The sequence below is a fragment of the Roseovarius sp. genome, from assembly GCF_018066915.1.
Lineage (GTDB): Bacteria > Pseudomonadota > Alphaproteobacteria > Rhodobacterales > Rhodobacteraceae > Roseovarius.
The window spans coordinates 1-11,697 of the sequence record NZ_JAGPVV010000013.1 but is presented as its reverse complement, the minus strand read 5'-3'; the positions used below and the strand labels follow the sequence as shown (position 1 = coordinate 11,697).

14 protein-coding genes are annotated in these 11,697 nt (G+C 63.3%); 7 read left to right on the top strand and 7 right to left on the bottom strand.

Annotation, left to right across the window (positions count from 1 at the left end):
* On the bottom strand, window positions 1-309 hold a 309-nt coding region (locus KBT70_RS00645), incomplete at its 3' end, for an NAD(P)H-dependent oxidoreductase (RefSeq protein WP_296627565.1).
* Window positions 310-400: 91 nt separating this feature from the next.
* On the opposite strand from KBT70_RS00645, the gene KBT70_RS00640 reads away from it, so the two are divergent.
* On the top strand, window positions 401-1,306 hold the full coding sequence (locus tag KBT70_RS00640; protein ID WP_296627563.1) for a LysR family transcriptional regulator: 906 nt from the start codon (window positions 401-403) through the stop codon (window positions 1,304-1,306).
* Between the two features lie 52 nt (window positions 1,307-1,358).
* Here KBT70_RS00640 and KBT70_RS00635 read toward each other — a convergent pair whose 3' ends face one another.
* The gene (locus KBT70_RS00635; RefSeq protein WP_296627567.1) at window positions 1,359-2,315 is read right to left on the bottom strand and encodes a LysR family transcriptional regulator; all 957 of its coding nucleotides are present in this window, start codon (window positions 2,313-2,315) and stop codon (window positions 1,359-1,361) included.
* Window positions 2,316-2,670: 355 nt separating this feature from the next.
* Between KBT70_RS00635 and KBT70_RS00630 the strand changes: the two genes are divergently transcribed.
* From KBT70_RS00630 to dusA, 4 genes are all read left to right on the top strand, one after another.
* Entirely contained in the window at window positions 2,671-3,507 is an 837-nt protein-coding gene (locus KBT70_RS00630) for an alpha/beta hydrolase (RefSeq protein WP_296627561.1), read from the top strand.
* Window positions 3,508-3,593: 86 nt separating this feature from the next.
* Complete coding sequence (locus KBT70_RS00625; protein ID WP_296627559.1) at window positions 3,594-3,992, top strand: RidA family protein; 399 nt, start codon at window positions 3,594-3,596, stop codon at window positions 3,990-3,992.
* An 86-nt stretch (window positions 3,993-4,078) separates the two neighbouring features.
* On the top strand, window positions 4,079-5,008 hold the full coding sequence (locus KBT70_RS00620; protein WP_296627557.1) for an alpha/beta hydrolase: 930 nt from the start codon (window positions 4,079-4,081) through the stop codon (window positions 5,006-5,008).
* A 198-nt stretch (window positions 5,009-5,206) separates the two neighbouring features.
* Window positions 5,207-6,220: a tRNA dihydrouridine(20/20a) synthase DusA gene (gene dusA, locus KBT70_RS00615; protein WP_296627555.1), complete on the top strand. Its 1,014-nt coding sequence runs from the start codon at window positions 5,207-5,209 to the stop codon at window positions 6,218-6,220.
* Here the strand turns inward: dusA and KBT70_RS00610 are convergent.
* Window positions 6,213-7,100 carry a LysR family transcriptional regulator ArgP gene (locus tag KBT70_RS00610; protein ID WP_296627552.1) on the bottom strand — a complete coding sequence of 296 codons (888 nt, stop codon included), beginning with the start codon at window positions 7,098-7,100 and terminating at the stop codon, window positions 6,213-6,215. The genes dusA and KBT70_RS00610 overlap by 8 nt on opposite strands.
* 118 nt (window positions 7,101-7,218) lie before the next feature.
* Here KBT70_RS00610 and KBT70_RS00605 point away from each other — a divergent pair, with 118 nt between their 5' ends.
* Window positions 7,219-7,812, top strand: a complete 594-nt coding sequence (locus KBT70_RS00605; protein ID WP_296627550.1) for a LysE/ArgO family amino acid transporter — start codon at window positions 7,219-7,221, stop codon at window positions 7,810-7,812.
* 95 nt (window positions 7,813-7,907) lie between these two features.
* Window positions 7,908-8,828, top strand: a complete 921-nt coding sequence (locus tag KBT70_RS00600) for a DMT family transporter (RefSeq protein ID WP_296627548.1) — start codon at window positions 7,908-7,910, stop codon at window positions 8,826-8,828.
* A gap of 12 nt (window positions 8,829-8,840) precedes the next feature.
* Here the strand turns inward: KBT70_RS00600 and choV are convergent, their stop codons facing one another.
* The 4 genes from choV to KBT70_RS00580 all read right to left on the bottom strand — a co-directional run.
* A complete protein-coding gene (choV, locus tag KBT70_RS00595; RefSeq protein ID WP_296627546.1) occupies window positions 8,841-9,869 on the bottom strand; it encodes a choline ABC transporter ATP-binding protein in 1,029 nt (342 codons plus the stop codon).
* A complete protein-coding gene (gene choW / locus KBT70_RS00590) occupies window positions 9,866-10,702 on the bottom strand; it encodes a choline ABC transporter permease subunit (protein WP_296627543.1) in 837 nt (278 codons plus the stop codon). Before choW ends, choV begins: the two co-directional genes overlap by 4 nt.
* A complete protein-coding gene (locus KBT70_RS00585) occupies window positions 10,690-11,382 on the bottom strand; it encodes a hypothetical protein (protein WP_296627541.1) in 693 nt (230 codons plus the stop codon). The genes choW and KBT70_RS00585 overlap by 13 nt, the downstream gene beginning before the upstream one ends.
* 50 nt (window positions 11,383-11,432) lie before the next feature.
* Window positions 11,433-11,697: glycine betaine ABC transporter substrate-binding protein (locus tag KBT70_RS00580; RefSeq protein ID WP_296627538.1), on the bottom strand; the 265-nt coding region annotated here is incomplete at its 5' end.

Sequence of the window (11,697 nt, the reverse complement as noted above, 5' to 3'; positions counted from 1 at the left end):
CAGCCTGTCACCCTCTGTCGCGGCATGGATGTAGTACATCCGCGTCAGCACGGCATCCTGCCAGGCCTTCAGAAGAGGGGGCGTCGAATACCACTGGATCGGAAACTGTAGAACGATCCGGTCGGCTTCCAGAAGCGCGCGCGCCTCGGCTTCGCCGTCGGCATGCGTGTCTACAAGGCCGCTCGGATAACGGGCCTGCATGTCCACGACCTCCGCACCGGGGACGGTGCGGGCAGCGGCGTGCAAGGCGGCATTCGCCTTCGATTTTGCGAGGTCGGGGTGAAAGAGCAGGATGAGAGTCTGGGTCATGGGAGCCTCCTTTGGCTTGGGAATGCTCCGAAGATGGGTCTGCGGCAAAAATTCTTCCAATGGATATAGAATATACCATAATATTCGTTTCATGAATTTACGTGGCATCGACCTGAACCTCCTCGTTATCCTCGACGCGCTGCTTGACGAGGCGCATGTCAGCCGTGCCGCGCATCGGCTGAACATGTCGCAGCCTGCCGTCTCGAGCGCCCTGCAGAGATGTCGGGACCTGTTCGGGGATCCCTTGCTTGAACGCGGACGCGGCGGCATGACACGCACGATGTTGGCACAGACGCTGCGCGCGCCGTTGCGGTCCATCCTGTCGGAGGTGGACTCGCTTCTTGATCGCGGGGACGTGCCGTTGGACCGGATCGAACGGGTGGTGCGCATCACGACGGCGGACGATCCCGCCGCCTTGCTGGCGTGCCCCTTGATCGGGGAGATATCAAGGACTGCACCGGGCATCACCATCGTGTTCAAGCCGTGGCAGGGCCAGGAGGCCGTGACGCGGGAAATTTTGGACGGGGCGACGGACATCGCCATCGCTGTGCTGGATCGCGAGATTGAGAACGTCGAGATTCGGAAACTGATCGACGTCGACTACGTGGTTGCCATGCGGCGGGATCATCCAGCCGCCGACGCCTTCACCCTCGATACCTGGCTGGCCTGGCCGCATGTCGTCGTGTCCGGTCGGGGCGATCTTCGCACCCCGCTCGATGCGCAATTGGCGGCATCCGGGCGACGGCGCCGCGTCGGTCTGACCGTTTCGTCGTTCCAGCTTGTGCCGAGGGTTCTGGCAGAGACCGATCTGATCGCAATGCTTCCGCGGCAAAGCGTGGCGACGCAGGCCGAATTCGACCTGATGCTTCACCAACCGCCGGTTCCGGTCGATGGGTTTCCGTTGCACCTTGCCTGGCACGCCCGGCAGAACCACGACACAGCCGTCCAACATGTTGTAGAGGTCATTCGCGCCGTGTTTCGAAGGGCGGGTGTATAACTTCCAGACAGGTCGCTGGACATGGCGCGCGAGCCTCATCCATGACCCGAGATCAGCTCTGGACGCGGTCGGACGAGGGCCGGTGCGGCCGACCGTTGAATCGCTCAGGGAGCTGGTTTTTCTTGAAAGCTGCATCAATCCAATCGATGAAGGCGCGTGTCTTGGCCGGGAGAAAACTCCGCGAGGCGTAGTACACCGAAATCCCGCCGTCGTCCGCGTACCAGTCCGGGAGTAGCCGGATCAGGCGACCCTCCTCCAAGTCCGACAAAACCTCCGCCACCGCCAGAAGGGCGATACCGAGCCCAAGCTTGGCGGCCTCGCGGATCGCGCTCGGCTCGTTCACGACGACGGTCTCGTTGAGCGCTGCCTCCATCTCCTGTCCGGCTCCGTTGCGCATGGTCAAATGCCGGATGCGACCTGTGCGCAGCACGCGCATCGCAATTCCATCGAAATCGGCAAGCCCGGCCGGATCGGTCGGACCGCTTCGGCCGGCCATGTATTCTGGCGAGGCGACGGCAACGACGTGCAGCGGCGCGAGCGTGCGGGCGACGGTCCCTGGCGCGCGTTCAATCGCGCCGCCGATGGCGGCATCGTACCCTTCTGCGATCAGATCGACGACGCGGTTCTCGAAATGCCATTCGGCCCGGATCAGAGGATATTGCGCGAGAAAGCCGGGCAGGAGCGGGAGCACATGCGCCAGCCCGAACGAGGGCGGCATGCTGAGCTTGAGCCTACCAGCGGGCGTCGGCCCCTGCGCGGTGACCGCTGAAATGGCGCCTTGAAGCCTGTCGAGCGGTTCTCCCACCGAGGCGAGAAAGCTTTCTCCCGCCTCGGTGAGCCTCAGTCCGCGCGTCGACCGGTGGAACAGCCGGACGCCCAGATTGCGCTCCAACATGGCGACGCTGCGGCTGACCGCGGCTGGCGTCAGGGCAAGCATGCGGGCAGCCCCGGAAAAGCTGCCGCACTCTGCGCTTCGTACAAACGCTTCAAGGTTCGAAAGAGTCTCCATGCTCCCAGCTTCAACGATTCGTTGAAAGAAATGCAAGCCGATTGCGACTAACGCCGACGGCCCACACCGAAGATATTCCCCCCATTCGCAACGCAACGAACCGCGAAAACGGAAATCACTCAAACCAAGGTCGCCTGACCAAAGCCAATGCGCGACATCCCGCACTTGGTCCGGTCGCCCTTCGAGTAACGAAAGGAGCAGAACCATGCCTTCCACTCGTCGACTGCCTCTGGCGCTCAATCGTCGCGACGCCCTGTTCGCGGCCTCCGCGCTCACCGCGAGCGTCGGCCTTCCTCTGGGCGCTGCGCAGGCCACTAAACCCACAACTCCCAACCTGCCAGAAGGAGAACCTTCTATGGGCTACGTTACCACCGATGATCACGTGCAGATTTTCTACAAGGACTGGGGCCCACGCGACGCCCAGCCCATCGTCTTCCATCACGGCTGGCCGCTCAGCTCTGACGACTGGGACGCGCAGATGCTGTTTTTCCTCGCAAACGGGTATCGCGTCGTCGCCCATGACCGGCGCGGGCATGGACGCTCAAGCCAGCCCACCGAAGGGCATGACATCGACCACTACGCCGCCGATGCCTTTGCCGTCGCCGAAGCGCTGGATCTGCGGAACGCAGTCCATATCGGCCATTCGACCGGTGGAGGTGAGGTGGCGCGCTACGTGGCCCGGCACGGTGGACCGGCCGGCCGTGTGGCCAAGGCGGTCCTCGTCGCCGCCATCCCGCCACTGATGCTGCGGACCGACACGAATCCCGAGGGCACGCCGATGGAGGTCTTCGACGGCTTTCGCGCCGCGCTTGCCGGCAATCGCGCGCAGTTCTTCCGGGAGGTTCCCGCAGGCCCTTTCTACGGCTTCAACCGAGAGGGCGTAGAGGTCCAGGAGGGTGTGATCCAGAACTGGTGGCGCCAAGGCATGATGGGCAGCCCAAAGGCACATTACGACGGCATCAAGGCCTTTTCCGAGACCGATCAGACAGAGGATCTGAAAGTGATCACCGTCCCATCCCTTGTGCTGCATGGCGAGGACGATCAGATCGTGCCGATTGCCGCATCGGCTTTGAAGGCTGTCGAACTCCTGCCCAACGGCACGCTCAAGACCTATCCCGGGTTCTCGCACGGCATGCTGACGGTGAACGCCGACGTGCTGAACGCCGATCTGCTGACCTTCATCACCGCCTAGGCGACCAACGGCGCGGCGTCGGCGCCGCGCCTTCACCCCGACATTTCCCACCGGCAACAGTCTTTGCCATCAAAGGATACGGTTCCATGTCCAACCGAAAAGCTATCTTCCCCGCAAACCGGCACGCGCTCTACGAGGCGCATGGCTACTCCGCTGCAGTTCGCTCCGGCGATCTCCTCTTCGTCTCCGGGCAGGTCGGCAGCCGCAATGACGGCTCGCCGGAGCAGAATTTCGCCAAGCAAGTCGAGCTGGCATTTCAGAACCTCGAGGCCGTGCTCACGGCGGCTGGAGCGAGCTTCGACGACATCATCGACGTGACCACCTTCCACACCGATCCCGAGACCCAGTTCGAGACGATCATGCCGGTGAAGAACCGGTACTTCACGGCGCCTCCCCATCCGACCTGGACGGCGGTCGGAGTGAATTGGCTCGCCGACTTTGATTTCGAGATCAAGGTTATCGCTCGCATTCCCGGCCAAGCCTGATGCCCGCTGACCGACCATGAGGTGTCCCGAGACGAGGCACCGAACCTCGGGGCAAACCCGGTCAAAACCCTGAAAGGAAACCCAATATGCCAACCACCTCCGCGCAAATCCGCTGCAAATTCCGACAGGTCGGCGACGTCGACGTGTTCTATCGCGAGGCCGGACCGGTCGATGCCCCGGTTATCCTGCTGCTGCACGGGTTCCCGACGGCCAGCCACATGTTTCGCGACCTGATGCCGCTTTTGGCCGATCGCTATCGGCTCATTGCACCCGATCTGCCTGGCTTCGGGCAGACCAAGGCACCGCCACGCGGGACGTTCGACTATACCTTTGACCGGCTCGCCGATGTGATCGGTGGGTTCACGGAAGCCCTGTCGCTCGATCGCTACGCGCTCTACATCTTCGATTATGGCGCGCCGGTGGGTCTGCGGCTCGCGATGCGGTATCCCGAACGGGTTTCCGCGATCATCAGCCAGAACGGCAACGCCTACACCGACGGTTTCAGCGACCAGTGGGGGCCATGGGAGGCCTATTGGCGCGATGGAAGCGACGCGAACCGCGAGGCCTGCCGCCCGTCACTGTCCCCCGACACGATCAGGACGTGGCAATACGGCACCGGAGCCGATCCCGAGCGTCTTTCTCCCGATGGATACGAACTCGATATCGCCTACATGGCCCGGCCCGGTGCGGAGGAAATCCAGCTCGACCTGATCCGCGATTACCGCACCAACGTGGCGCTCTATCCGGAGTTCCACGCGTATTTCCGCCAGCATCGTCCGCTGCTGCTGGCCACGTGGGGGCGCCATGATCCGGCCTTCATCCCCGCAGGTGCTAACGCCTACAAGCGTGATCTGCCGGACGCCGAGGTGCATCTGCTGGATGCGGGACACTTTGCATTGGAAACGCACGCTGGCGAAATCGCAACGCTGATACGTGAGTTTCTCGGTCGCGTTCTGTCGGTGGGAAACCAAGACACCGATGCGCTCTCAATGTCCGGAAACCGAATAGCGGAGTGAAAAGCCATCTGGGCCTGCTATCTGCAGGATTGGACACACCCACCAGGCAGATAACTACCTTTGCTCACATCAGACCCCGCGCAATTACCCCCCTTCGCCTGTCTTCGTTCGGGGCAGGGTGGCAGGTCATCCGTCGTGTGCGTATGGTGTAGACTGCCGGTGAGTCGTAAAAGATGGTGGGCCCGAGGAGACCTTTGAATGCCTAGAAACGCAGCCACCGCGGCAGCGCGTCTATCTTGTGCGCCTATGATGGATTGGACCGACCGGCATTGTCGGTATCTGCATCGGCGGCTCAGTCGGCAGGCGTTGCTCTATACCGAGATGGTGACTGCGCCGGCGTTGGTGCGGGGGGGGGCGGTGCATTTGCTGGAGCACAGCCCGGAGGAATACCCGGTCGCGTTGCAACTGGGGGGATCGGACCCTGTAGAACTGGCGCAGGCGGCGCGGATGGGGGCGGAGGCGGGCTATGCCGAGATCAATCTCAACTGTGGCTGCCCGTCGGACCGGGTGCAGTCGGGGCGGTTCGGGGCGATCCTGATGACCGAACCGGCGCTTGTGGCCGAGTGTTGCGCCGCTATGATTGCCGCGCAACCTGTTGAAGTCACAGTGAAATGCCGGATCGGGGTGGACGATCAGAACCCCGAGGAGGTGTTGCCGGAGTTCCTGGCAAGGATCATCGCGGCGGGTGTGCAGCGGGTGCAGATCCATGCGCGCAAGGCCTGGCTGGATGGTCTTAGCCCCAAGGAAAACCGCGATATTCCGCCCTTGGATTACGATCTGGTGCAGCGGATGAAGATGCTTTTCCCCAATCTCCATATCTCGATCAACGGCGGAATTACATCATTGGATCAAGCAGTTAGCCTGCTTGATCAGGGGCTTGACGGGGTCATGGTGGGGCGCGCGGCCTATCATCAACCGGCGGATATTCTCTGTGCGGCGGATCGGCGGATTTACGGCACCACTGGGCCGGACACCACAGCAGAAGGGGCCGTGCAGGACATGCTCCCCTATATCGAGGCGCATCTCGCAAGCGGTGGGCGGTTGCACCAGATCACGCGGCATATGTTGGGTCTTTTTGCCGGAAAACCGGGCGCGCGGGCGTGGCGGCGGCATCTGTCAGAGGGTGCATCGCGGCCTGGTGCCGGGCCGGAATTGGTCGAGCGGGCCTTGGCCGAGGTTACAGACCTTACAGAGTCCCCCCCTATTATGTAAGGTCGCGCAGCCCCTGACGCGCCCCACGGCGCAGCGCGCGGGTGAGCGGCGCGAGCGCCCCGCCCAAAAGCCGGGTCCATTGCCAATAGAGCGGCGTATCAAACGGGCAATCGGCGTGCAGGAGGAAGAGCGTGCCGCGCGCCAAATCATCGTGCAAGAGCGCCTCGGGGGCCATGCCCCAGCCCATGCCAAGCCGCGCGGCCGTCACGAACCCTTCGGAGGATGGTAGGCGGTGACAGGGCGGCGAGAGGGTGGCGCCGGTTGCCTGCGTGACCCAACGGTGTTGTAACTGATCGTTCATATTGAATTGCAGCATCGGGGCACTGGCGAGGCTCTGGGCGGTGATCCCATCGGCAAAGTTGCGGGCGATGAAATCGGGGCTGGCAATGGCCTGATAGCGCAACGCCCCAAGCGCCATGACATCGCAGCCGGGCAGGGGGCTGGCGCGGGTGGTGAGCGCGCCCAACACCTCGCCGCGCAAGAGCCGGTCGTGCGAGATATCCTGATCGTCAATAACCAGATCAAAGAGATGGTCCGGCAGGCTGGCCAAGGCCGCAGGCAGCCATGTGGCGAGGCTGTCGGCATTGACCGCGAGGCGCAGACGGGTGTGCGGTGCCGGGGTCAGGCTGGTGAGGTCATCACTGAGGCGCGCCTCGAGCAAGGCAATCTGATCGGCATGGGCGGCAAGGCGTTGGCCCACGGGGGTTGCGGTGCACGGCGTCGTGCGATGCACAAGCTGCGCGCCGACGCGGGCCTCAAGCGCCTTGAGCCGCTGGGAAATGGCCGATTGCGTGAGGCCAAGCGCCTGCGCCGCGCCCTCGAAACTGCCGGTTTGCAGGATGGCCGAGAGGGTGGCGAGGTGATCGGGCGGCAGCGACATTAGGAAATCTGATCCAAGATAAGCATATTGAATTTGAGTAATGACGTGCGACCCGATAGGCAAGCCCCGGCGGCGCGGTCGCGATTGAGTATTTGAAGAACGATGAAAGGGCGGGCGGATGCAGGCGGGGCTGGCGGGATTTGCACTGGGGTTGAGTTTGATTCTGGCCATCGGGGCGCAGAATGCCTTTGTCCTGCGGCAAGGGTTGCGGCGCGCGCATGTGTTGGCGGTGGTGCTGGTTTGTGCGCTGTCCGATGCGGTGCTGGTGGCGGCGGGTGTGACCGGCTTTGGCGTGCTGGCCGAGGCGGTGCCGGGGCTGGAGCGGATCATGCGCTATGGCGGCGCGGCGTTTCTGCTGGTTTACGGCGCGCGCAGTTTCTGGGCCGCGTGGCGGGGTGGGGCCGCGCTTGAGGCCGGAGAGGGCGCGGGCAGTCTGCGGCGCGCCGTGCTGACATGCCTCGCGCTGACATGGCTCAATCCGCATGTCTATCTCGATACGGTGGTTTTGCTGGGCTCCATCTCGGCGCAATATGCGGATCGCTTTGCCTTTGGTCTGGGGGCGGTCACAGCCAGTTTCGTGTTTTTCTTTGCGCTGGGCTATGGCGCGCGCCTGCTGGCCCCGCTGTTCCAGCGGCCTGCCAGTTGGCGGGTGCTTGATGCCGGGGTCGGCTGTGTCATGTGGGCCATCGCAATCGGGCTCTTGCGGGGCTGAGCCATGCGCTGTGCGGCAGGGTGCGTTGCGCAAACCGCATGGCAAAGCGCCAAGCCAGCCTCGACAGGCGGGCAGAGGCATGAATTAATGCAGCCATGAGCGCGCAACAGGCAAGTACGGCAGAGAGCATGGCACGACCGGGCTGGGGCATCTTCTGGATGGTCATCACCGGGATTTTGTTTGTCGGGGTCACGGCGCTGGTCAAGGTGCTGGGCACGCGGGTGCCGGCCCCCCAAGCGGCATTTTTGCGCTATGCCATGGGCCTCGTGTTTCTCATTCCGATGTTGGGGGCGCTCTGGCGGTTGCGGCTGGAGCGGGGCACCTGGGGGTTTTTCGCGGCGCGCGGCATGGTGCATACGGTCGGTGTCGCGCTCTGGTTCTATGCCATGGCGCGCATTCCCATCGCCGATGTGACGGCGATGAATTATCTGGCCCCCATTTATGTGACACTGGGCGCGGGGCTCTTTCTGGGCGAGCGTTTGGCGCTGCGGCGGATTTTGGCGGTGGGGGTGGCCCTGATCGGCGCGTTGATCATCCTGCGGCCGGGATTTCGCGAGGTGGGGCCGGGGCATCTGGCGATGATCTTTACTGCCATCTTCTTTGGCGCGTCCTATCTGATTGCCAAGGTGGTATCGGGCCGCAGCAGCCCCGGCGTGGTGGTGGCGATGCTGTCGATCACGGTGACAATCGGCCTTGCCCCGCTGGCGGCGGCGGTCTGGGTCACGCCGACGCCGTGGGAATTGGGGATCCTTTTTGCCGTGGCCACATTGGCGACGGCGGGGCATTACACCATGACGCTGGCGTTTCGCGCGGCCCCTCTGGCGGTGACGCAGCCGGTGACGTTCCTGCAACTCGTCTGGGCCGTGCTCTTGGGGGCGCTGGTCTTTGGCGAGGGGGTGGATGTGTTCGTGGTCTTGGGTGGGATGGTGATCGTGGGCGCGGTCAGCTTTATCAGCTGGCGCGAGGCGGTGCTGAAGCGGCGGATCACGCCAACGGTTTCGGCCACCAAGGTCTGATCGCGCGCCCGGTCAGGCGCGCGGATCAAGCAGCTTGGCCAGAATGCGGTTGCGGGTGATCTGGCCCAAGAGCTTGCCATTCTCGGTCACACCGACCGGGCGGTCATGCCCTTGGGCGCATTCCATCACGTCCTGAATGCTGGCATTGGGGCCAACGCAGGTTTCGGGCGTGCCGATCGCAGGCTCCATCACGTCGCGGGCGCAGAGCACGCCAAGCGGGTTCATATGGGCCACGAATTCGGCCACATACTCGGTGGCGGGATTGGTGAAGATGGCCTGCGGCGTGCCGCATTGCACGATGCGCCCACCCTCCATGATGGCGATGCGGTCGCCCAGTTTGAACGCCTCGTCAAGATCGTGGCTGACAAAGATGATGGTGCGGCCAAGGGTCTTTTGCAGGTCGATGAGTTCATCCTGAAGGTGGTTGCGGATCAGGGGATCAAGGGCCGAGAACGGCTCGTCCATCAGAAGGATCGGCGCATCGGTGGCAAAGGCACGGGCGAGGCCCACGCGCTGTTGCATGCCGCCTGAGAGTTCGCCCACCCGGCGCTCGGCCCAGTCCGAGAGGTTGACGAGGGACAGTTGCCGGTCGACGCGCGCGGCGCGCTCGGGCTTGGACATGCCCGCGAGTTCAAGGCCAAGGCCCACGTTTTCGCGCACCGAGCGCCACGGCAAGAGGCCGAATTGCTGGAACACCATGGCGATATGGTGCTGGCGCAAGCGGCGCAGGGTGCCGGGGTTGGCGTTGGTGACATCCACCATGCCGGTGCCGTCGTGGATCTCGACCGTGCCGCGCACCACCGGGTTGAGGCCGTTGACCGCGCGCAGGAGTGTGGACTTGCCAGAACCTGAGAGGCCCATCAGCACCAGGATTTCGCCGGGAGCGACCGAGAGGTCACAGTCATGCACGCCCAGAACCTGACCTGTGCGTTGCTGGATTTCGGGGCGGGTCATGCCTTGATCCATCAAGGGCAGGGCGGTTTGCGGGGCATCGCCAAAGACGATGGAGACCTTGTTGAAATTGACGATCGTGTCGGTCACTTGCGTCCCTCCATCCGGAGCATGCGGTCAAGGACGATGGCGACGACGACGATCATCAGCCCGGATTCAAAGCCAAGGGCGATGTTGACCGTATTGATCGCCCGCAGCACCGGCACGCCAAGGCCGTCGGCCCCCACCAGCGCACCGATCACCACCATCGAGAGCGAGAGCATGATGGTCTGGTTCATCCCCGCCATGATCTGCGGCAGGGCGTAGGGCAGCTCGACCTTCCACAGCGTCTGGCGGTTGGTGGCCCCGAAGGCCTGCGCCGCCTCAAGGAGCGGCTGCGGCGTGTTGGAGATGCCCAGATGCGTGAGACGAATGGGGGCGGGGACGACGAAAATCACCGTGGCGATGAGGCCGGGCACCATGCCGATGCCGAAAAACACGATCGCAGGGATAAGATAGACGAAGGGCGGTAGCGTCTGCATGAGGTCGAGCACCGGGCGCATCCCGTCATAGAGCCGGGGGCGGTGCGCGGCGGCAATGCCCAGAGGCACGCCAAGCGCCATGCAGAACACGCAAGACGAGATCACCAGCGTCAGGCTCTCGGTGGTTTCCTCCCAATAGCCTTGGTTGAGAATGAAGAGAAAGCCGAGCAAGACGAAAAGGCAGGTTTTCCAGTTGCGCTGCAACACCCATGTCAGGGCGACAAAGACGCCGATGATGACCATGGGATGCGGGGTTTGCAGCACCCAGAGAAAGGCGTCGATCAGCCCCTCCATCAGCACCGACATCGCATCGAAGAAGCCCGCCGCATTGTCCTGAAGCCAGAGGAAAAAGCCTTCGGCCCATTGGCCCACGGGGATTTTGTGATCGCTCAGCCAGTCCATGGGCCGTCCTCCGTCAGATCTTTGAGAAACATCGGGTCCCCTGAGGCCCAGCCAAGCGTAAGCTCGAGGCCGCAGGGTAAGCGGCATGGTGCGCTTTGGTCGCGATCCAGGGTTAGGCCGAGTGCCGAGGCAAACATCTGGAAATCTTCGATCCAGCGCGCGTCAGGGGCAAAGGATTGGACGATCATCGCGGCGTGTCCAAGGCCGAAGCGACGGGCTTCGACGATGGCGGAACCAGTCCTGTGCAAGAGTTGATAACGCAGCGCCGGATCACAAGGAAAAGGTAGTCCGAGCCACGCGCACAAGGCCGAAAGGCGATCTTTGCGTCCTTTCGTCGGCGATTGATACCATGTCTCTATCGTGTCGCCGAAAGGTTCGTTCACCTTGGCTTCGATGGCGGTGGCAATGGTTCTTGTCCCTGAGCGGATCAACGCAAATACGTCGCATTGGCTATCACGGGTGCCGCCGGGCAGGGGCACCTTGTGTTCGGGAATGGCGAACAGCAACTCCGGCTCAGGATTGAAAAGGCGCGCGATTTCGCGCGGTAAGGCGCCACTTGCCGCCTGCCAGCTTTGGGCGGTTGCCATCGCTGAATAGCCCGCACGCCAATGCTTATCACGATCGGCAAGGCCGTCACGCCAGTCTTCAAGGGACGTTGCAGGGCGATAAATTCGGGTCATGCGAGAGATGCCGTGCGGTAAGGGCGGCGGCTTGCGCCGCCCTTGGCCGCTCAGAGTCCGAGCGCCGATTTGACTGCTGCCATGGCATCGCCACCGTCCTTGGTGGTCACGCCGGCGAGCCAAGGGGTCATGGCGTCCGGGTTGGCCTTGAGCCAGGCGCTTGCGGCGTCTTCGGGCTTGGCCCCGTCATTGAGGATCGCGCCCATGATCTCGTTTTCCATGGCGAGCGAGAACTCGAGGTTTTCCAGCAGCTTGCCCACATTGGGGCACTCTGCGACATAGCCTGCGCGGGTGTTGGTATAGATCGTGGCACCG